Raw genomic sequence first — 20,664 nt, forward strand, 5'->3', positions numbered from 1 at the left:
GGGACCAGCGCAGTGGCCCGATTTGCTTCGGTGAAGGGAGTGCGTGTCGTGGAAGGGCGTTGGCAATTCCCTGATACGGCCGGCCGCCCTGATGCAGAACGACCCCGAGGACGGCGGGCGCGGCGACCCAGGCGTCCATGTGGCCGTCGAAGATATGCAGGTCGATACCGCAGATGCCGACGCGGGGAGATTCGGGGGGATCATCCCCGCGTGTGCGGGGAGCAGCACTCACCGATGTCGTCCAGGCCGCGCGGCGCGGGATCATCCCCGCGTTCGCGGGGGATGCCCCCCCCGAGGGCCGCTCGTTGACGAGCGCCGGATCGGAAGACGCTGCGGGAGCTTGGGGCGTCGAGGTCGCGGTCCCGTCCCGTGTGACTGCGTGCTGGCTGCCGCGAAGAAGCCGACCGTCGAAAAAATGGTGAATTGCGGGGCAACGTCGCTCCCTCATCCGCCCTCTGACAGTTTGAGATCGGTGAGCTGATCCGGCTGCTGCGGGCCGAGGAACAGGTTCGTGTCATCCGTCTTTTCACTGTTGCCGAGCACGAGACCATCCAAAGACCTGGTCAGCCGTCCACGCATGCGCCGCTTCCACGACTGGAACATGTGCGGGTGGCACCTCTCGGAGTTCCACAACGGCCCGGCCCGGGTCCGGTATCACGGCGGCTGCCGGATACCCGCGGTCGCAGATCTCCAACCTGACGGAAGTCCTCCTGCACGTCTGCCTCTTGAGAACCACGTGGCGCACGGGGCCTGGAGAAGCATTGCCGTACGAGGGGTATTGACGAGCCTCGCCGACACCCTAAGATCACTGCTGCTCGAAGTACCGGTCAGCGTACGACATTTCGAACGAAGTCGGCTGGCAGCTTCGGCAGGCTGCCCTATTCCGGCCGGTACGCAACGCAACGGTCTGTCACAAAGGAATGAGCCGCATGCCTTCAGAAGCCGGAATCCCCCGCAGAACCGTCCTCACCGTCCTGGGCGCTGCCTCCCTCGCCGGGACCTTCGCCGCAGCCGCTCCCGCCGGGGCCGCCGAACTCACCGGCACAACCGCAAGCGCCACTGCCGCGGACCTCCCCGGTGCAGCCGCCCACTGGACCTTCGACGAAGGCTCCGGCACCTCCGCCGCCGACTCCTCCGGCAACGGTCGCACCGCGACGCTCCAGGGCGCGGCCGGCTGGGACACCGCCAAGGTCGGCACCCACAGCCTGAGCCTCAAGGCAGGCGGCAACGCCACGGCGTCCGGGCCGGCCCTCGACACCTCCAAGGCATTCTCGGTGGGGGCCTGGGTCAACCTCGCTCAACTCGGCGGCTACCAGACCGCCGTCAGCATCGACGGCAAGGTCGTCAGCTCCTTCTACCTGGGACTACGCGACGACACCGGCACCTTCGCCTTCGCCCGGCTCAACTCGGACGCCACCCAGAGTGCCGCGGTTGCGGCCGCCGCTTCAGCGCCCACCACCAACACCTGGACCCACCTGGTCGGCGTCAGCGACCCGACCGCCGGCGTCATTCGCCTCTACGTCAACGGCGTGCTGGAGGGGGAGACCGCCTACACTGCGGGCTGGGCCGGCAGCGGCGACACCGCCATAGGCCGTGCGCTCTACGGCGGCGGGCACGTCGACCAGTGGCACGGCCTGATCGACGACGTATGGATGTTTCCGTCCGTCCTCACCTCCGACCAGGTCGCGGCGCTGGCCGGGGTCCCTGTGGAGACCACGACGCCGCTGCTGAGCGTGGACGTCGGCAACCCCGCGCACGCCGTGTCCCCCATCCTCCCCGGCTTGATGTTCGAGGACATCAATCACTCCGGCGAGGGCGGCATCTACGCCGAGCTGGTGCAGAACCGCTCGATGATGGCCGACGACACCACGCCCGTCCACTGGTCCGCCGTCGGCGGAACGACCCTCGCACTCGACACCGCCACCCCGCTCAACGCCGCGCTCAGCCGTTCCCTCAAGGTCGTGCTGCCGAGCAGCGCCGGGGCCGGAAACCGGGCCGGCGTCGCCAACGACGGCTTCTGGGGCATACCCGTGCGGCCCAGAACCGCCTACACCGCCCGGCTGTTCGCCAAGGCGTCGCGACGCATCGGCCCGCTCACGGTGGCCATCGAGTCGGCAGACGGCGCGACGGTGTACGCGTCCGCCCACGTGCCCCACATCGGCACCGCCTTCCCCGGCCGCCCGTTCGAGCTGACCCTGCGCACCGGTTCGCGTACCCCCCTGGTCGGTGACGCAAGGCTGACCGTCACCACGACCGACCCCGCCGCCGCGGGCGAAACCTTGTGGCTTCAGCACGTATCCCTCTTCCCACCCACCTACAACAACCGGCCCAACGGCCTGCGCATCGACCTGATGGACAAACTGGTCGCTCTGAAGCCGAAGTTCCTGCGCTTCCCCGGCGGAAACTTCGTCGAGGGCAACACCATTGCGACGCGGTTCAACTGGAAGAACACCATCGGTCCCGTCTGGGAGCGCCCCGGCCACATGGACGACGCCTGGGGCTACTGGTCCACGGACGGCCTCGGACTCCTCGAATACCTGGAATGGGTCGAGGACATGCACGCCCAGCCCGTTCTCGCCGTCTACGCCGGCTACTCGCTCAAGGGTGAACACGTCACTGGCGACGCGCTCAAGCCATTCGTCCAGGACGCACTCGACGAGATCGAGTACGTCACCGGTCCTGTCACCAGCACCTGGGGCGCACGACGTGCCGCCGACGGACATCCGGAGCCGTTCCCGCTGGAGTTCGTGGAGATCGGCAACGAGGACTGGTTCGACTCCTCGGGGTCGTACAACGAGCGGTTCGCGGCCTTCTATGACGCGATCAAGGCGAAGTACCCGCATCTGAAGCTGATCGCCACGACGTCCGTGACGAGCCGCACGCCGGACCTGATCGACGAGCACTACTACCTCGCGCCGTCCGCCGCCCAGGCCTCCACCCACAAGTACGACAACCGGGACCGCAATTCGACGAAGGTGTTCGTCGGAGAGTGGGCCGCGCAGGAGGGCCGCCCCACACCCGACCTCAACGCGGCGCTCGGCGACGCCGCTTGGCTGGCCGGGCTGATCCGCAACTCGGACCAGGTCCTCATGGAGTGCTACGCGCCGCTCTTCTCGCATGTCAAGAACAACGTCTGGGCCACCAACCTGATCGCCTACGACAACCTGACCAGCTACGTGTCGCCCAGCTACTGGGCACAGCACATGCTGACGAGCAGGCTCGGCAGCACAGTGCTGCCGGCCACCGCACGTGCGCTGCCCGGCCTCGCCACCGTGGCCACCCGCTCCGGGAACCGCCTCTACCTCGCGGTCGTCAACTGCGGGACGGAGAAGGTGAACGTGCCGGTCGAACTGAAGGGGCTGGCCAAGGGAGTCAAGAGGCACGCCACCGCGACGGTCCTGACCGGCCCTTCGCGCGCCACCACCAACACGCTGACGGACCCCGACACGTTGGTGCCCAGGACGAGCACCGTCACCGGCGCGGCAGCGTCCTTCACCAGCACCGTGCCGCCGCTCTCTGTCACCGTACTGGAACTGTTCCTGACCTGATCGGTCACTGCCCGACGCCCCTGTTTCTTGGCGCACGTCGGTTTCAGAAGTAGAGCTCGCCTTGCGCCATCGCGACCGTATCGTCAGCCGTCAACTCACCCCTCGGACACAACGACTGACGATACGGCGATGAGGGCCTCGACCTAACGGTTGCGGTCCTCGTCGCGTGTTCGTAGCTGATTGTGATGCCCAGGGCTTCGTAGAGTGGGCCTTTCTTGTCCGCGTCGGCTGTGTGGATGCCTGTGCGTGTGCCTGCTCGTACGCCGCATCTCGAACGACCAACGCATGTGTGTTGGACCGAGCCGACCGAAAGTTGTTCGAGCAGCTCTGCGATTGTCAGCCCCACGTGGTACGGGCCGTGCGGTGAGGGGCTACTGCTGCGGCGGGATGGGGTCGCAGCGGCAGTCGACCACGAGGTCCGATCGTGTAGCACCCTGTGCCGCTCGCAATTGCGATTCGTGCCGTGACCTGTGCTGATGTCTTGGGGGTCAGGCGGCGCTCTGGTACTCGTTGATTAGGCCTCCGAGGACGGGTTGTCGCCGAATTCTGTGAGTCTGGAGGTCGGTGAGGGTAGACGGGGCGGGCGGTTGGTCGATGTCCGGGGGGAGCTGCTGCCGGGACTGGTGGGGGCGGTGCCCGTTGTAGTGCTCGGTGTACTGGGCGAGGACTCGCCGGGTGTGCTGCTCGTTTCGCCGAGCGGAAGTGGCTGACGGTGTTCCTGCTGCCCGCCTACTCACCCGAGCTGAACCCGGTCGAAAGCGTGTGGGCTCACGTCAAACGCAGTCTGGCCAACCTCGCCGTCGTCGCCCTCGACCGCCTGGAGACGCTCGTCCGCAACCGGCTCAAACGCCTCCAGTACAGGCCTGACACCCTCGACGGCTTCATCGCCGGAACCGGACTCAGCGTCAACGAGTCGACATCACCCTGACGAGCCGAAGTCAGTGACGCCCGGTGCCCGGCGCGTCCGCCGACGGCGTCATCGAAGGTGAACCAGGACCCGGCCGGCGTTGGTCGCGTCGGTCTCCACGCGGACGTAGAGCTTCTTGATGTGCTTCTGCGCCAGCAGAGCCAGCACCCGCTTCTTCAGCTGGCCCGTCCCCTTGCCTGGAATGATCTGTACAACGTCGACCCCGGTGGCGGCGGCCTTGAAGAGGGTCTGGCGCAGTGCGACGTCGATGTCGCGGTTGTTGCGGAAGATCGGGTGCAGATCCAACGTGAGCAGGGCAATCGCCTCCGATGCGCTCGGTCACCGGCCGACGCCGGGTCCCTATGGGCCGTGCAGTGGCAGCGTACGTCGTCCTCCCGACCCCGTCCCACCCTGGAGGTTGCGGACTTCCGGTGGTACGGCCGGAAGCGTGCAGGGGCGCGGGTGAACCTGCGGCAGCCGCGACAGGGGCAGCCCGACGTAGCCGTATCGCGACGGCTTGGTCAGGCACAAGCCGTAGGTAGCCTTGCCGGAGCGCTGTTTCGAACGGCGCACGCCCGGCTCGGCGAGGCCCTCGCGCTTGGGCGAAGGCGGCTGTACCGAGGGCGGCTCTCGTCCTCCGACCGCTGGGTTGCCAACGGCTAGGTTTCGTGGAGGCTTCCGTCGAGTCCGTCTTGTCGGAATACCTCCAAGTGTGTGTCTGCCCTGATTCGTGTGTCGGTTGGGAGAGTGGGCGGAGCAGCGCGGCTTACTTCAGGGGTCGTGCGGCTGGAGACTGACTGGTGTGGGGATGGGGTAGGTGCCCGTTTTCACGAGGAGACCTTGGGACCACCTCGCGGGTCTTGCAGCTCGAGTCGTCCTTGAAGGTTTCGAACTCGCTGAGCGCATGGAGAAGGCGGCTCCGGTTCGAGATCAAGGTGCGGTCCAGGAGCTCGTGCCGGCACGTTTGTATCCAGCGCTCCGTGAGGGCGTTCATTCGCGGAATCTTGGATGCCGGTGGTGACTACCTTCAGCCCGGCGTCGGTTACCAAGGCGTCGAAGGCGGCGGTGAATTTCGAGTCGCGTTCGCGGATCAGGAACTTGGCTCTGCTGCCTGCGTCCTGCAGGTCCATGAGGAGGTTGTGGCCGAGCTGCACGGTCCATTCCCCGGTCGGGTGTGTGGTGGCGCCCAGAATCCGGACGCGCCGGGTGGAGCGTTCAATGACGGCGAAGACGTTCAGGCGCACCCCAGTCAGGGTGCGGGTCTCGAAGAGATCGCAGGCGAGCAGCGCCTCGGCCTGGCTGCGCAGGAAGTCAGCCCAGGTCGTGCTCTGATTGGCATCGCTCCGGGGCACCTCCGCTCGCGCGCAGAGGACAGCATGAGCGTGCCCAGCATGCTCCCTGACGCCGGGTCACCTCCCTCGCGCTGAGAGGACAGCGAGTCCGCGACCTCCGTGGCCTCGGTCGACGGATCACCTCCGTTCGCACGGGGAGGCCCTGGCGTTGCGGGCTGAGCTCGATCCCAGCTCGGATCACCTCCGCTCGCGCGGAGAGGACACCTGGTTCTGCAGCGCAGCCGCCTCCAAGCGCGGATCACCTCCGCTCGCACGGAGAGGACGTACTGGAGAGAAACCCGGTGGAATCACGCAACGGAGGCCGCGCGGACGCCGACTGCAGCCACATTTCCCCGCGCCGGCTCTGCGGGTGCCGATTAATCATCCGGCCAGGTCAAGCGGCAGGTTGGTACTCGCGATGTGTTCCGCCGAGTCGATCTTGTGCGCGGACCTGCAGGTGGCTGATCTGCCCGGGCTCGATCATCGGTGGGGGGAAGCGGGCGTAGTGGAGCGGCTTGCCCCCAGGGCGCGGTGAGGGCGATGCCCGTTGTAGAACTGCTCGAAGTCACTCAGGGCGTGGAGCAAGTGGCTCTGACCTTGACCACCGGATGGGCGTGAGGCTGATTGCCGCGTGCTACTGCTGCGACTGCAGAACCTGTGCTTCGACACGGTGCAGCTCGCCTTCGCCTACGACCGCCCCCACCCGGCCCTGCTGCGCCGCCCGGCCGCCCTCCACCAGCGCGCCCTGCTGCGCTTCATCACCGGCTTCGGCATCCTCAACGCGGCGGCCGACCTCGCCACCTTCGTCGTCCTGGCCCTCGCCCTGCACGGCTCCGGCGCGGCCGAGGACGAGGCGGTCCTCCACTCCGGCTGGTTCACCGAGAACCTGATCACCCAGAGCCTGGTGATGATGCCGCTGCGCACCGGCCGCCGCTTCTTTCAGGACCGCCCGCCCGGCCCGGTCGGCTGGACCGCGGCCGGCTTCGCGGTCATCGGTCTGGTGCTGCCGGCCTCCCCGCTCGGCCCGCTGCTCGGCCTCACCGCGCTCCCGCTGGAGTATTACCTGCTTCTCACCACCGTCCTCACGCTGTACGCCGCCGGGCTCGTCCTGGCCCGCAAGCGCCACGAACGGAATCTACTCGGCGGGAACAATCCGTGCCAAGCCGGGTAATTCCTGGCGCTGGTCCGGCTGTCGGCGTCCGAGAGAGGGAGCAGTGTGAGCCGGGCGCTTCGGGTGGCCTGTCCGGTTCTTGCCCACCTGTAGTACCTTCCGCGGCCGGAGCCGTCCGCCGCGCGCGGGGTCCTCGGCTCCGGCCTCTCGCGCACCCCGAGACGAAGGCTGGCCGATGTCCGTTCTTACCTATCCCGAAGCCGTGGGCGTCGGCCTGCTGCAAGGCGTCACCGAACTGTTCCCAGTCTCCAGCCTGGGGCACAGCATCCTGATACCCGCGCTGCTCGGCGGGCACTGGAAACACGACCTGGATGTCTCGGCCGACGGGTCCCTTTACCTCAATGAGCTGGTCGGCCTCCACCTGGCCACCGCGCTCGCGCTCGTCGTCTATTTCTGGCGGGACTGGGTCCGGGTGATCCGGGGCCTCGCGACGTCATTCACCCAGCGCCGGATCGAGACGGTGGACCAGCGGCTCGCCTGGCTGATCGTCACCGCGTGCGTCCCGGTCGCGGTCGCCGGTGTCGCGCTGGACAAGGTGTTCCGCACCACGCTCGGGCGCCCGGTCCCCACCGCGATCTTCCTGGCGCTCAACGGCGTCGTACTCTTCGTCACCGAGCAGCTGCGGCGCGGCGGGACCGGCCGCAGGCGGGCCGGGGCTGTCGCGGACCGCGGGGAGGAGTATCTGTCGGCGGAGGAGCAGTCGGACCTGCGGATCACCCGGATGACGATCCGGCAGGCCGTGACGATCGGCGCGGCCCAGATCCTCGCCCTACTGCCCGGCATCAGCCGCTCCGGCTCCACGATCAGCGCGGGCATCTTCAAGGGCTTGGGCCACGAGGACTCCGCCCGCTTCGCGTTCCTGCTCGCCACGCCGGTGATCGGCGGCGCCGCACTGCTCAAGCTGCCCCCGCTACTCGGCGCACAGGGCAACGGCCTGCGCGGTCCGCTGCTGGCGGGCAGCCTGGCCGCGTTCGTGGCGGCCTACCTCGCCACGCGCTACCTCGTCCGCTACTTCGAGAACCGCACCCTCATCCCGTTCGCCATCTACTGCTCGGTGGCGGGCCTGGGCAGCCTCGCGTACTTCATGTTGGCGTAAGGGGCGTCTGCCTCATGTCGGCGTGGGGGGCGGCTGCCCACGCGGGGCAAGAGGGCACACGTTCCTCCTCGGCCGGAGGGGCCGGCGCGTTCGCCTTCGGGTGACGGGCCGGCCCTCAGCCGTATCCCTGACCGCTCGGTGCAGCCCAGCAGCCCAACCGCTCGCCGTGGCTCAGGTGGCGTCGGGATCGTAGGCGTGCTGCGCGGGGGCCGGCTCCGTCGAGGCCACTCGGCGCGCCCCACTCCCAGTCCGCCCGGTTGGCTCAGTTCGCGCGGCCCGCTCGGTCGACTCGCTCGGCTCGCCGTTCACCGCGTCGGCCAGTTCCGCCAGCTCCGCCCTCGGGTCCAGGGCGGAACGGATCTCCTCGATCCCGAGGCCGTCGCTGTCGAGGAGGTGCTTGCGCACGAACGTCTTCGGGTGCAGGTCCTCCAGCTCCAGGTCCTTGAACTCCGGACCCAGTTCCGAGCGGACGTCCTCCTTGGCGGCCTCGGAGAACGCGCGGACCTTCCGCAGGAACCCGGTCACCTTCCGTATGACCTCGGGCAGCTTGTCGGGGCCGAAGAGCAGGATGATCATGATCCCCAGGACGAGCAGGTCCAGGGGGCTCACGTCGAAGAACATCGGTGTCTCCGCTCTGTCGCCGACTGGGATGCCGGGCTCATGGCAGTACCAACTGGGTCTCGGCGGCGCTGACGTCCGTGGCCGGCACCGGCGGGGGCCGGCGGGCCGTGTCGCTGACCTTCATCAGGACGGCGACCAGCAGCCAGTTGGCGACCATGGACGAGCCGCCCTGGGCGAGGAACGGCAGGGCTTTTCCGGTGAGCGGGATCAGCCCGGTGACACCGCCGCACACGACGAAGACCTGCAGCATGAGCGCCGCGGCCAGACCGCCGGCGAGCAGTTTGCCGAACGGGTCCGTGACCGTCAGGGCCGTCCGCAGGCCGCGCTCGGCGAGCAGCGCGTAGAGCAGGATGACGATCGTGACGCCGGTCAGGCCCAGTTCCTCTCCGACCGTGGTGAGGATGAAGTCGCTGCGCCCGGCGAAGCCGATGAGCTCCGGGTGGCCCTGGCCGAGGCCGGTGCCGAGGATGCCTCCCGAACCGAAGCTGAACAGGGCCTGGGCGGCCTGGTCCGAGATCAGGCCCGCGGGGCGCTTGTCAGGCGGCAGAAAGATGTCCATGGGATGCAGCCAGGCGACGACACGGCCGTGCACGTGCGGTTCGAAGGAGCCGACGATGAAGGCACCGACGGCGAACATCGCGACGCCGAACACCACCCAGCTGGTGCGCTCGGTCGCGATGTACAGCATGACCACGAAAAGGCCGAAGAAGATCAGCGAGGTGCCGAGGTCCCGCTCGAAGATCAGCACGAGCAGGCTCAGGATCCACACGGCCGCAACCGGGCCGAGCTGCCGCCCCCGCGGCAGGTACATACCCATAAGGCGCCGGCCGGCGAGCGCGAGGGCGTCCCTGCGTAGCGTCAGGTAGCCGGCGAAGAACACCACGATGACGATCTTCACGAACTCACCGGGCTGGAAGGACAGCGGACCGATGAAGATCCACCGCTTGGCGCCGTAGACGTCGCCGGGATAGAACGCCGGCGCCATCAGCAGGACAAGTCCCACGGTGATCGTGACGTACGGATAGCGCTGGAGCCTGCGGTGGTCCCTGAGCAGGGCCACCGCCGCGGCGAACACCACCACGGCGATGCCGCACCACATCAGCTGCCCGGACGCCGCGGCCGTCGCATGGTGGTAGTGGGCCGCGTAGGCGAGGTCGAGCCGGTGTATGAGGACGAGCCCCAGACCGCTGAGCAGGGTGGCCAGCGGCAGGATCAGCGGATCGGCGTTGGGCGCGAACCGGCGTACGGCGACATGGCACACCACGGGCAATACGATCGCCGCCAGGCACGCCAGTGCCATAGTCGGCGGCAGCTTGCCGCTGACGGCGAGGGCCGTCTCGGCATAGCCGTAGCAGCAGATCAGGACCGCGCCGAGCAGAAGGACCAGCTCCAGGTTCCGGTCGCTCAGGCGTCCTGACCGGCGCAGCCGTACGGCCGGTTTCGCCGGTCCCCGCCGACCAGTCATGTCTCCCCCCTCGATCGGTTCTGCCGCCGAAATCCCGCTCCGGGCCACGGCCAACAAGGTTATATGGTTGCGCAACAAAGCAACTGAACTGTAGCCGAGGCCAGATGAAGGAGGGGCTACATGGCGGCACGCAGGAGGGGGCGCCGCAAGGCGTGGGCGGTGGTGATCGGGGTGAGCGTGGTCCTGGCGCTCGTGAGCTACCTCGCCGTCCGGCTCATCCGCTCGACGACTCCCGACGGGTGCACGGCGCACGGCCCGGACGGCACGACGGTCACTCTCGACCTGGACCAGGCATCCCACGCCACGACCATCGCGGCCGTGGCCCACGCGCGCGGCTTGCCGGAACGGGCTGTCACCATCGCCCTGGCGACAGCGATCCAGGAGTCCAAACTCCACAATCTGACCTACGGGGACCGGGATTCAATCGGTTTGTTCCAGCAGCGTCCGTCCCAGGGCTGGGGCAGCCCTGCACAGATCCGCGACGCCGTCTACGCGTCGGGCAAGTTCTTCGACGCGCTGGTCAAGGTGCCGGATTACCTCGGCCTGCCGGTCACTGTCGCCGCGCAGCAGGTCCAGCACAGCGGCTATGCGGAGGCGTACGCCCAGCACGAGGGCATGGCGGCGACACTGGCCCACGTGCTGACGGGGCGGGAGGGGCCGGGACTGAGCTGCACGGTGAGCGGGGCCGATCCGACCCCCTCGGACGCAGCGAGCGGTGCGGCGGGCACCGTGAGCGAGGCCGGTGACGGTGGCGGTGTCGCGGCAGCCGTCAGACGGGAGTTCGGCGGCGCGCCGGCCGCCCGGCCCGCCTCTGGCGGCGGCAGTGTCAGCTACCCGATCGCGACCGATCAGGTTTCCACGGGCTGGTCCCTCGCCCTGTGGCTGGTCTGCCACGCCACCGAACTGCACGCTACCTCCGTGACGTTCGACGGCCGACGCTGGAGCAGCACCGCCTCGGACCGGGGCTGGACGCACGTCGCACCCGATCCCGGGCGGACCGGGACGCTGGCGGTGGCGCTGGGCTAGTGTCATGCGCCGGAAATCGCTGGCTCACGTCTCTTGCTGGTTTTCGATGGCTGGTGGAGTGACCTTGGTGAGGTAGTCGGCGAGGGATTTGCCGGCCTGGTGGACATCCGAGGACGCTACAGTCGAAGGACGCCGTCACCGGAGCTGCCGCACGGCGGCGTCCGGGCCCGATGCCGTCCCGGGACGGGGTAGCCGGTTGGTGAAGACCGCTCCGGTCTCGTTCGACACGTCGATCGTGCCGTTGTGGTGGTGCACGGCCTGGCGGACGACGGCGAGGCCGCGGCCGCGGGGGCGGTTCGATGGCTTGATCCCGGGGTCCCGGAGGATCTCCCAGACGGTTGATTCGGCCACCGTGACGCCCAGAACGAGGAGTTCGCCGTGGATGCGGCGATATCCCCAACCGGGGGTCTCGCGGGCGAGCCGCCGCACCAGCAGCCGGATGGAGTGCACGGTCCGCGGCCTTCGCCGGCGCTTGGGACGGGAGCGCGCAGCGTGGCGGCGTGCGACCAGATCGCGGTGCCGGCGCAGCACTGTGTCCGGGCGCACCATCAGCCGTATCCTGCGCAGCACCTGCGAGGACAGACGGTGCAGCAACGCCGCCAGGAACGCGCGATCGCTCGGGGAGAACCGGATCTTCTCGCTACCGAGTTGGCGCTCCAGCACCATGTTCTGATGGCGCAGAGCGAGGATCTCCGTGTCCTTGTCCCGGTCGCTCATCGGCAGCAGGCACAGGGCGGTGAACGCGCTCGTCACGGTCAAGTAAGCCAATCACAGCAGCACGACAGGCCATCATGCCGCGGCACGCCAGCCGCGCGAGAGTACCGATACAAGCGTCCATGCTCGAAGACCCGGCGCATCTCGCACACCGGCTCCCACCTGGGCGGATGAGGTGTTCGGCCGGCGCAGGTCCAAAGAGCTCACACAGAAAAAATAAACCAGACTCTTTTTGAATTCTTTCCGAGATCGGAAGGAGTGTGTGGAAGGCAATTCGGATCCCTCATCATGGTCTATGGTTCGTCAATTTCCTCCCACGGGCGGGCAGTAAATCAATTGCGTGGAGTTGGTGAACGTCTCGGCAGACAAGAGCATCTGACGGCCCGTAAGGGGTTGGGAAGCCCGTCAGTACCGAAAGCCTGAGGCACGACTTTGACATCGACCGCACTCGATGCCCCGCCACCGTTCCCCGAGTCCTCCGGAGACCGGGCCCTGTTCCGCTCTGCGGCGGCTGCGTCGCCCCGCACCCTTGTCGACGTCCTGCAGGCCACCGCCGCCCTGCACTCAGACGCACCCGCCCTGGACACCGGCGACGAGGTGCTGACCTACCTCGAACTGTGCGCCGAGGCCCGCAGACGCGCTCGGCGGCTCACCGCACAGGGAATCGGCCCCGGCGACCGGGTCGGCGTACGAGTGCCGTCGGGTAGCGCCGAGCTGTATCTTTCGATCCTCGCCGTACTGCACTGCGGCGCGGCCTATGTCCCGGTCGACGCCGACGACCCCGAGGAACGCGCCGCCACCGTGTTCCGCGAGGCCGGCGTGTGCCACGTCCTGGGGCCGCACCCGCAGCCCGCCGACCTCGCGGCGCCGTCCGGAGAGGCGGCGGGATCCGCACCCGCCCCCGGGGACGACGCCTGGATCATCTTCACGTCCGGTTCGACCGGCGCGCCGAAGGGCGTGGCCGTCACCCACCAGTCCGCCGCAGCCTTCGTGGACGCCGAGGCAGCGCTGTTTCTGCGCGACCGTCCGCTCGGCCCCGGCGACCGCGTGCTGGCGGGACTGTCCGTCGCCTTCGACGCCTCCTGCGAGGAGATGTGGCTGGCATGGCGCTCCGGCGCCTGCCTGGTGCCGGCCGAACGGGCCCTGGTACGGGCCGGCCACGAACTGGGCCCCTGGCTCGAGAAGCGTGACATCACCGTCGTCTCCACCGTCCCCACCCTGCTGGCCATGTGGCCCCAAGAGGCGCTGACCCAGGTGCGGTTGCTGATCCTCGGCGGCGAGGCCTGCCCTCCCGGTCTCGCCGAACGGTTCGCCCGCCCCGAGCGGGAGATGTGGAACACCTACGGCCCCACGGAAACCACCGTCGTGGCCTGCGCCGCCCGCCTGGAGCCCGGGCAGCCGGTGCGCATCGGACTGCCGCTGGCCGGCTGGGAGCTGGCAGTGGTGGACGAGACCGGGGAACCGGTGGCGCACGGCGAGCAGGGCGAACTGGTCATCGCCGGCGCTGGAACCGCACGCTACCTTGATCCCGTCAAGGACGCGGAGCGCTTCCGACCGTGCCCGGCGCTGGACTCGCCGCGCGCCTACCGTTCGGGCGACCTGGTGCGCGCCGACGCCGAGGGAGTGGTCTTCCTCGGACGCATCGACGACCAGGTCAAGCTCGGCGGACGCCGTGTCGAACTCGGCGAGATCGACGCGGCCCTCCTCGCCCTGCCGGGCGTGCGCGGGGCAGCCGCGGCCGTGCAGTCGACCGCGGCCGGTGCCCAGGTACTCGTCGGCTACATCCTCCCGCAGCAGGCGGCCGACGGCCGCACCGCCTTCGAGGCCGACAAGGCCAGGACACGGCTGAGTGAGTGGCTGCCCGCGCCGCTGGTACCGGTCCTGGCCGAGGTGACGGACCTGCCCACGCGTGCGTCCGGCAAAGTCGACCGGAAGGCGCTGCCCTGGCCGGTGCCCCTGGCCGGCGGCGACACGGCGCACCGGCTGCATGGTACGGCCGCAAAGCTGGCGGACGTCTGGGAGCAGCTGCTGGGCCTGCGGCCCGGCCCCGAAAGCCATTTCGTGGACCTCGGCGGCAGCAGCCTGACCGCCGCCCGGATGGCCTCGATGCTGCGCGAGGACTATCCGGGTCTCTCCGTCGCCGACCTCTACCGGCACCCTGTGCTCCAGAGCATGGCCGACCATCTCGACTCCCTGGCCGGCGCCGTGCGGGAGGTACGCCCCGCCCGGCCGGTACCCCGGCGGACCGCTGTCGTCCAGTTCCTTGTCACCCTGGCCGGTTACGGGATCACCGGGCTGCGCGGTCTGGTCGGCCTGGCGGCGGCGGACAACGTGCTCGGCTGGATCGCCCCGCACCGCTGGGCCCCGCACACCTCCTGGTGGCTCGTCCTGGTGGGCTGGGTGGTGCTGTTCAGCGCACCGATGCGCTGCCTGATCGGCGCGGGCCTCGCCCGTACGCTGGCCGGCTCGGTCACCCCGGGCGCGTATCCGCGCGGCGGACGTGTCCATTTGCGGCTTTGGACCGCGGAACGGGCGGTGACCGCGTTCGGCGTTGCCGCCCTGCTCGGCACACCGTGGGCCGCTTGGTACGCCCGGATCCTCGGCTGCCGGACCGGGCGCGACGTACAGCTGCACAGCATGCCCCCGGTGACGGGCCTGGCCGAACTGGGCGACGGATGCAGCATCGAGCCCGAGGCGGACATCGCAGGCTGGTGGCTCGACGGCGACACCCTGCACATCGGCACTGTCACCATCGGTCCGGGCGCGCGGGTGGGTCACCGCAGCACTCTGCTGCCGGGCGCCGTAGTGGGGCGCGATGCGGAACTGACCGCCGGCAGCTGTCTGGACGACCGGATCCCCGACGGCCATGTGTGGACCGGTTCCCCCGCCAGGCCGGCCGAGCCCGCCATACGCCTCACGGGTGTCGGCCGACCCGCCCGGCCGACGGACCGCTCGCGCCGCTGGCACCTGGCCTACGCGCTGTCCCTCGGCCTGCTGCCTCTGCTGCCCCTGCTCGCGGCGGCCCCGGCGTTGACCGTCACCTGGCTGCTGGTGCGCGACACACCGACGCTGCCAGGCGCCGCCAAACATCTGCTCGCCGCCGCACCGCTGCTCACGGTCCTGAGCACGGTGTGCGGGATGCTGATCACCGCGGTCACCGTGCGTCTGCTGGGCCGGTCGATCAAGCCCGGTCTGCACCGCGCGGACGGGGGCGTGGCCTGGCGGGCGTGGCTGGTGACCCGGCTGCTCGACGGTGCCCGCGGCAGCCTGTTCCCCCTCTACGCGAGTCTGGCCACGCCGTACTGGCTCCGTCTGCTCGGCGCACGCGTCGGCCGCGGCACCGAGATCTCGACCGTGCTGCCGCTGCCGTCCCTGCTCGAGGTGGACGACGGGGCCTTCCTGGCCGACGACACGCTCGTCGCACCGTTCGAACTGCGCGACGGATGGATGCGGCTGGGGTCTGTTCGCATCGGGGCGCGCGCGTTCGTCGGGAACTCGGGCATCGTGGCACCCGGCCGCAACGTCCCCGAGCGGGCACTCGTGGGTGTGCTGTCCGACGCACCGGCCCACAGCAGGCCGGGCGTGTCCTGGATCGGGCGGCCCGTGATGCCGTTGCCGCGCGTGCCCGGCAGCACCGACCCGGCACGGACGTTCGCCCCGCCCCGGCGGCTGGTGGCGGCCCGCGCGGCCGTGGAGGTGTGCCGGCTGCTGCCCGTCATCCTGGGCACGTTCCTGGCCGAGTGCCTTTTCCTCACCGAGCAGGAGGCCCTGGACCGCGGCGGCCTTCCCCTGGCCGCGCTCGTCGGCGCCCCTTTGCTCCTTGCCGCGTCGGTGCTGGCCTGCCTGACCACGACCGGCGCCAAGTGGCTGCTCGTGGGCCGCTTCCAGCCGGTCGAGCGGCCCCTGTGGTCGTCGTTCGTGTGGCGCAACGAGCTGTTCGACACGTTCGTGGAGGTGCTGGCCGTGCCGTGGGGCGCGGGGGCGCACCTGGGCACGCCCGCATTGAACTGGTGGCTGCGCACGCTCGGCGCGCGCGTCGGCCGTGGGGTGTGGTGCGAGACGTACTGGCTGCCGGAGACCGATCTGGTCAGCCTCGGCGACGGGGTCAGCGTCAACCGCGGATGTGTGCTCCAGACGCATCTCTTCCACGACCGGATCATGCGGATGGACACCGTGCGTCTGGCCACCGGAGCGTCCCTCGGCCCGCACAGCATCGCCCTGCCCGGCACCACGATCGGCACCGGCGCGTCCGTCTCCGCGGCCTCCCTCGTGATGCGCGGTGAGACAGTGCCCGACGGCACGCGCTGGGCCGGCAACCCCATCGCCGGCGTCTCCGCGACCGGCACCGCCGCTCGGTTCACCGGAGGCGAAGCCGCATGACGTGGTGCAGCCGACGCGCGTTGATCCGCGGCGCGGCGCTCACCCCCTTGGCGGTGACGGCCGCGGACCGCCTGCCACGGCAGGCCGAACGCTACTTTGCGAGCCATGGCACCTACGATCACAGCACCCGCGCCTACGACCTGCACCTGACGTACGACCCGGCCGCCGGCATGCTCGACGGCCGGGTGTACATCCACGCGGTTGCCGGGCGGACGCTGCGGCAGGTCCACCTCGACCTCGCGAAGCTGAGCGTCCACGATGCCCGGGTCGACGGGGTCTCCGTGCGCCCGGGCCGGAAGCGGCACAAGCTGGTCCTGCCCGCGCCGCGACCGATCACGGCGGGCACGCCGTTCACCCTGGAGATCGGCTACGGCGGCCGACCGGGCCCGGTGCGCACGCCGTTCGGCCAGATCGGCTGGGACCGCACAGGCGACCCGCACGACGGCACCCTGGTGGCCGCGCAGCCGCTCGGCGCCCCGTCGTGGTTCCCGTGCAACGACCGGCCGGACGACAAGGCCGAGTTCACCTTCCGGGTGACCGTGCCACGCGGCCATGAGGCGCTCGCCAACGGCACACTCCGGGAGCGGAGCAGTACGGGGTCCACCGAGTGCTGGACGTACCACCACCCGGGCCCCATGGCTCCCTATCTCGCCGCGCTGTACACGGGCCGTTTCACCCACGAGATCTGGCAGGCCCGCGACACCACGACCGGCCGCCGGGTCACCGGCCGCAACGCCTACCCCGTCCACCTCTCCCGGCAGGCCCAGTACGACCTGGCTCGCCAGCCCGAGATGTTCGAGACGTTCACCGGCTGGTTCGGTCCGTATCCGTTCGAGACGTACGGCGCGGTCGTGGTGGACGCCGACCTCGACCAGCCCGTCGAGAACCAGACCGTGTCCGTCTTCGGCCGCAACCACGTCGACGGCGACCGGACGTGGGAGACGCTCGTCGCCCACGAACTCGTCCACCAGTGGTACGGCAACAGCGTGAGCCTGCGGGACTGGCGGGACATCTGGCTCAACGAGGGCTTCGCCACCTATGGGGAGTGGCTGTGGTCGGAGCACATCGGCGAGGACTCCGCCGACACCATCGCCAGGGCGGCCTGGCACACGCTGGCGAAGAACCACGACGGCCTGCGGATCGCCGATCCCGGACCGGACCGCATCTTCGACGACCGCGTCTACGCCCGCGGCGCGTGTACCCTGCACGCGCTGCGCCTGACACTGGGCGACGAGCGGTTCTTCGCGATGCTGCGCGCCTGGCACCACATCCACCGCGGTACCAGCACCGACACCGCAACCTTCATCGCCCACGCGGGACGCTCCACGCCTGCGCCGGTCGAGCCGCTGCTCAGTGCCTGGCTCTACGACAGACACCTCCCGCCGCTGCCCCCGCCATTCGCTGAGAGCACGCGGAGCTGACGTCGGCGGCCCTGCGCCTGCCGAAAAAGCCTCATCCGCCCTGGTGGCAGACGGTGTGCGGGATGCGCGGGGTGCGGGTGCCGATACCTCATCCGGCCTGGTCAAGCGGCACGTCGGTACTCGTGAAGGGTTCGGCTGAGTCGGCCTCGTCGGCCGGCCTTCAGGCACCTGATCTGTGCGGGGACGCTGATCGGTTCGGGGAGCGGCCGCAGGGGAGCTGCGCTGTGCAGGGTGCGGTGAGGCTGATGCTGGTTGTAGATCGACTCGAACTGGCCGAGCGCGTGGAGAGGTCCATGACGAGGTTCCTCGCCGCTTGGACAGTCCAGTCTGCGGTGGGGTGGGCGGTCGCGCCGGGGATGCGGATGCGGCGGTTGGCGTGCTCGATGAGACCGAAGACATAAACCGTCGCGCCGTTCAGGGCAGTGACGGTGAAGAAGTCGCAGGCCAGAATCGCGTGGGCCTGGCCTCGCAGGAACGCGGCCCAGGTCTGACGGTCACCTTCGGGCGCCGGCTCGATCCCGTGCGCTCGCAGGATCTCCCAGACCGTGGAGGGTGCCACCTTGACGCCCAGCAAGGCGAGTTTGCCGTGGATGCACGATCCGCCGAGGAGACGCGTGGCCTGTCGATCTGCCGCTGCAGGACAGCCAGTTGGTGCCGCAACGTCAATATCTCGATGTCCTTGTCAACGTCGCCCATCGGCAGCAACCGTGTCGAGGACGAGGTCGCCGAGCGTGACTGGTTCGGGTGGCGGGAAGGTGACGGTGCGGCGGCGCAGGTGGGCGCGGAGCCGGGCGAGAAGGATGGTGAGGCTGAAGGGTTTGACGAGGTAGTCGTCGGCGCCGGCGTCCAGGCCAGCGATGACGTCGATGTCGTCGGTGCGGGCGGTGAGGATGATGATCAGCAGGTCGGGGAGGCGGGCGCGCAGGGTGCGGGCGATGTCGAGGCCGTCCATGTCGGGCAGGCCGAGGTCCAGGAGCAGCACGTCGTACGACGCCTGGGACGCCTCGGTGAGTGCGCCTGCACCGGTGTGGCTCCAGGTGGGTGCGTAGCCGTTGCTGCGCAGGCCGGTTTCGAGGTGGCGCCCGACGATGTCGTCGTCCTCGACGACGAGGACGACGAAACGGCCCCGGTCCGGTGCTGCGGGTGTGCGCATGCTGGGCAGCGTACGGGCCTCGGGGCCGTTCGGTGGAGTCACAGATCGCGCAGTTCCTCGACGGCGGGGCGGCGGGCCCGTCTGACCCCGTTGAGGGCGGCGGCGAGCACGGCGGCCACGGCGGCGGCAGCGGTGAGCGTCAGGTAGCCGCCGGGGACGGCGAGGGCGGCCGGGGTGGGTCGAAGACTCCGGTGAGGGCCTTCACCAGCATCTCGGACAGCACCCAGCCGATCAGCGCGCCGCCGGCCAGGCCACCGGCCGTGAGGACGATCGCCTCGGTGAGGACCATGCCGCGCAGATGGCGGCGGGTGGCGCCCAGCACGGTGGTGATCGCGAAGGTGCGGCGGCGTTCGGCGAGTCCGAGGGCGAGGACCAGGCCGCTGGCCCCGGTGGCGAGCAGCACCGCGACGGCCAGCTCGATCCGGGTCAGTCCGGCTAGGTCGACCGAGGTCAGGCTGGTGCCGACGGTGCCGCGGGTGTGGGTGAGGTCGGTAACGGTGGCCGTTGCGCCCAGCTGCTTGCTCAGTTGCATGGCCACGGCCTTCTGGTGGGTGCCGCCGGTGTCGACGAGGAAGGCGCCGACCGCGTCGCTGCCGGTCGCCTTGGCTACGTACAAGGCGTTGGCGACGAAGAAGCTGTCCTTCGGCGCGGTCGGGAACTCCTTGGCGATCCCGGCGTAGTGGAACGGCACCGTTTGCAGGGTTTTCGTCCTGGCGTCCTGGATGCGGAGGTTGACGGTGTCGCCGAGGGAAAGCTGGAAGTCCTTCACGGTCTCGTCGCTGACCAGGAGGTTGTCGGGGCGCTGGGCGAGCCGCTGCATCAGCTGCTGGGCGGTTCCTCCAGAGAAGTACGCGTCCTGCAGCGAGGTCGCGGAGGCGATTGTGTCCGGGCGTACGCAGTAGAGGTCCTGCAGGCCGGAGCCGAGGTAGGCGAAGCGGTGCTGGAGCGGCTCGACATGGCGGACGCCGGGGATCTTCAGCGCACCGGCGGTGCCCGGCGGGGTCTGGGCCCCGGGCGGTTCGGTGACGGTGATGTCGGCGCCGTTGGTCAGGCGGGCGTCCACCTCGGCCTGCTGCTGGTACGTGGAGTTGAAGACCGACGTGGACACGGCGAACGACACCGCGAGTGCCAGCAGCACCATGGAACGGGCCAGGGTGCGGCGGTGCCGGGCGAGGACGGCCGCCGTCGTCCCGGCCAGTGTCGACGTCAGCGGACGCGCGAGCCTGGCCAGGACGGGGCGGCCGTGGGCGAGTGCCAGGAGCGTGAGCCGCCACAGCAGCAGACCGGCCCCGATCCATAGCAGCGCCGGACCCAGAAAGGCTGAGGACGGTGACGACAAGTAGAGAGGTGAAATTGGCCAGGATGGGTGGCGACCACTGGCGCAGAACCCAGTACAGCATGGCCTGGGCCACCGTGGAGGCGACGCCGATCACGACGAACCAGAACACTTCCCTGGTCAGCGCGGTGCGGCCGCGCCAGGTGGCGGCGCTGCGCCGTGCGCTGAGGCGTCGCACCCCGCCATCATGAGGCCACCGTGCGACCCGTCGAGCCGTGCGGAGCGCCGGTTCAACCGTTCGGCTGACGACAGACACCCGCATGCAAGACAGGCACGGAGAGCCGACCCGATCTGTGCCGGTTTGTAGCTGACGATTTGACGGGCGCTGACGGAGCGGCGGGGTTCGATCCACACGTTGAGAGACGGTCAGGGGATACGGGAGGCAGTCTTTGGACAGTGGCGGACGGCCGCCGGCCGCGGGCTCCGGCGGGCCGCAGCGGCGGGGATCGGACGAGGGTCACGCGCAGGGGCGCCTCGAGCGCGTTCGCGCTGCCG

14 protein-coding genes and 3 pseudogenes are annotated in these 20,664 nt (G+C 69.6%); 8 read left to right on the top strand and 9 right to left on the bottom strand.

Features of this window, described 5'->3' with window-relative positions:
• Positions 1 to 444 precede the first annotated feature (444 nt).
• The gene (locus tag ABT186_RS31190) at positions 445 to 603 is read right to left on the bottom strand and encodes a hypothetical protein (protein WP_351927903.1); all 159 of its coding nucleotides are present in this window, start codon (positions 601 to 603) and stop codon (positions 445 to 447) included.
• Between the two features lie 326 nt (positions 604 to 929).
• Between ABT186_RS31190 and ABT186_RS31195 the strand changes: the two genes are divergently transcribed.
• A complete protein-coding gene (locus ABT186_RS31195; protein ID WP_351224475.1) occupies positions 930 to 3,548 on the top strand; it encodes an alpha-L-arabinofuranosidase family protein in 2,619 nt (872 codons plus the stop codon).
• Positions 3,549 to 4,239: 691 nt separating this feature from the next.
• Positions 4,240 to 4,476, top strand: a pseudogene (locus ABT186_RS31200) (transposase); the annotation flags it as partial.
• A 48-nt stretch (positions 4,477 to 4,524) separates the two neighbouring features.
• On the opposite strand, the gene ABT186_RS31205 reads toward ABT186_RS31200, so the two are convergent.
• Entirely contained in the window at positions 4,525 to 4,761 is a 237-nt protein-coding gene (locus ABT186_RS31205) for a Smr/MutS family protein (RefSeq protein WP_449657552.1), read from the bottom strand.
• 521 nt (positions 4,762 to 5,282) lie between these two features.
• Positions 5,283 to 5,807 carry a hypothetical protein gene (locus tag ABT186_RS31210; protein WP_502973373.1) on the bottom strand — a complete coding sequence of 175 codons (525 nt, stop codon included), beginning with the start codon at positions 5,805 to 5,807 and terminating at the stop codon, positions 5,283 to 5,285.
• Between the two features lie 625 nt (positions 5,808 to 6,432).
• On the opposite strand from ABT186_RS31210, the pseudogene ABT186_RS31215 reads away from it, so the two are divergent.
• A pseudogene (locus ABT186_RS31215) lies at positions 6,433 to 6,957 on the top strand (cation transporting ATPase C-terminal domain-containing protein); the annotation flags it as partial.
• A 175-nt stretch (positions 6,958 to 7,132) separates the two neighbouring features.
• A complete protein-coding gene (locus tag ABT186_RS31220; RefSeq protein ID WP_351927905.1) occupies positions 7,133 to 8,053 on the top strand; it encodes an undecaprenyl-diphosphate phosphatase in 921 nt (306 codons plus the stop codon).
• Positions 8,054 to 8,224: 171 nt separating this feature from the next.
• Here the strand turns inward: ABT186_RS31220 and ABT186_RS31225 are convergent, their stop codons facing one another.
• Entirely contained in the window at positions 8,225 to 8,674 is a 450-nt protein-coding gene (locus ABT186_RS31225; protein ID WP_351224481.1) for a sec-independent translocase, read from the bottom strand.
• A 37-nt stretch (positions 8,675 to 8,711) separates the two neighbouring features.
• Positions 8,712 to 10,139, bottom strand: a complete 1,428-nt coding sequence (locus tag ABT186_RS31230; protein WP_351224483.1) for an FtsW/RodA/SpoVE family cell cycle protein — start codon at positions 10,137 to 10,139, stop codon at positions 8,712 to 8,714.
• Positions 10,140 to 10,259: 120 nt separating this feature from the next.
• Between ABT186_RS31230 and ABT186_RS31235 the strand changes: the two genes are divergently transcribed.
• Positions 10,260 to 11,165: a heavy metal transporter gene (locus tag ABT186_RS31235; protein ID WP_351927907.1), complete on the top strand. Its 906-nt coding sequence runs from the start codon at positions 10,260 to 10,262 to the stop codon at positions 11,163 to 11,165.
• Between the two features lie 297 nt (positions 11,166 to 11,462).
• Here the strand turns inward: ABT186_RS31235 and ABT186_RS31240 are convergent.
• Positions 11,463 to 11,882: pseudogene (locus ABT186_RS31240) on the bottom strand (transposase family protein); the annotation flags it as partial.
• A 429-nt stretch (positions 11,883 to 12,311) separates the two neighbouring features.
• On the opposite strand from ABT186_RS31240, the gene ABT186_RS31245 reads away from it, so the two are divergent.
• Positions 12,312 to 16,259: a Pls/PosA family non-ribosomal peptide synthetase gene (locus tag ABT186_RS31245; protein WP_351927909.1), complete on the top strand. Its 3,948-nt coding sequence runs from the start codon at positions 12,312 to 12,314 to the stop codon at positions 16,257 to 16,259.
• On the top strand, positions 16,256 to 17,680 hold the full coding sequence (locus ABT186_RS31250; protein WP_351927911.1) for a M1 family metallopeptidase: 1,425 nt from the start codon (positions 16,256 to 16,258) through the stop codon (positions 17,678 to 17,680). The genes ABT186_RS31245 and ABT186_RS31250 overlap by 4 nt, the downstream gene beginning before the upstream one ends.
• 160 nt (positions 17,681 to 17,840) lie before the next feature.
• Here ABT186_RS31250 and ABT186_RS31255 read toward each other — a convergent pair whose 3' ends face one another.
• The 3 genes from ABT186_RS31255 to ABT186_RS31265 all read right to left on the bottom strand — a co-directional run bounded on the left by ABT186_RS31255 (position 17,841) and on the right by ABT186_RS31265 (position 20,172).
• Entirely contained in the window at positions 17,841 to 18,254 is a 414-nt protein-coding gene (locus tag ABT186_RS31255; protein WP_502973374.1) for a hypothetical protein, read from the bottom strand.
• A 108-nt stretch (positions 18,255 to 18,362) separates the two neighbouring features.
• Positions 18,363 to 18,833, bottom strand: coding sequence for a response regulator (locus ABT186_RS31260; protein WP_502973375.1), 471 nt, complete (start codon positions 18,831 to 18,833; stop codon positions 18,363 to 18,365).
• Positions 18,834 to 18,972: 139 nt separating this feature from the next.
• Positions 18,973 to 20,172: an FtsX-like permease family protein gene (locus ABT186_RS31265; RefSeq protein ID WP_351927913.1), complete on the bottom strand. Its 1,200-nt coding sequence runs from the start codon at positions 20,170 to 20,172 to the stop codon at positions 18,973 to 18,975.
• Positions 20,173 to 20,186: 14 nt separating this feature from the next.
• Between ABT186_RS31265 and ABT186_RS31270 the strand changes: the two genes are divergently transcribed.
• The gene (locus ABT186_RS31270) at positions 20,187 to 20,360 is read left to right on the top strand and encodes a hypothetical protein (RefSeq protein ID WP_351927915.1); all 174 of its coding nucleotides are present in this window, start codon (positions 20,187 to 20,189) and stop codon (positions 20,358 to 20,360) included.
• Positions 20,361 to 20,664: the final 304 nt, after the last annotated feature.

The sequence above is a fragment of the Streptomyces sp. NPDC001634 genome (genome assembly GCF_040298185.1).
In the GTDB taxonomy this organism is placed as follows: Bacteria; Actinomycetota; Actinomycetes; order Streptomycetales; family Streptomycetaceae; genus Streptomyces.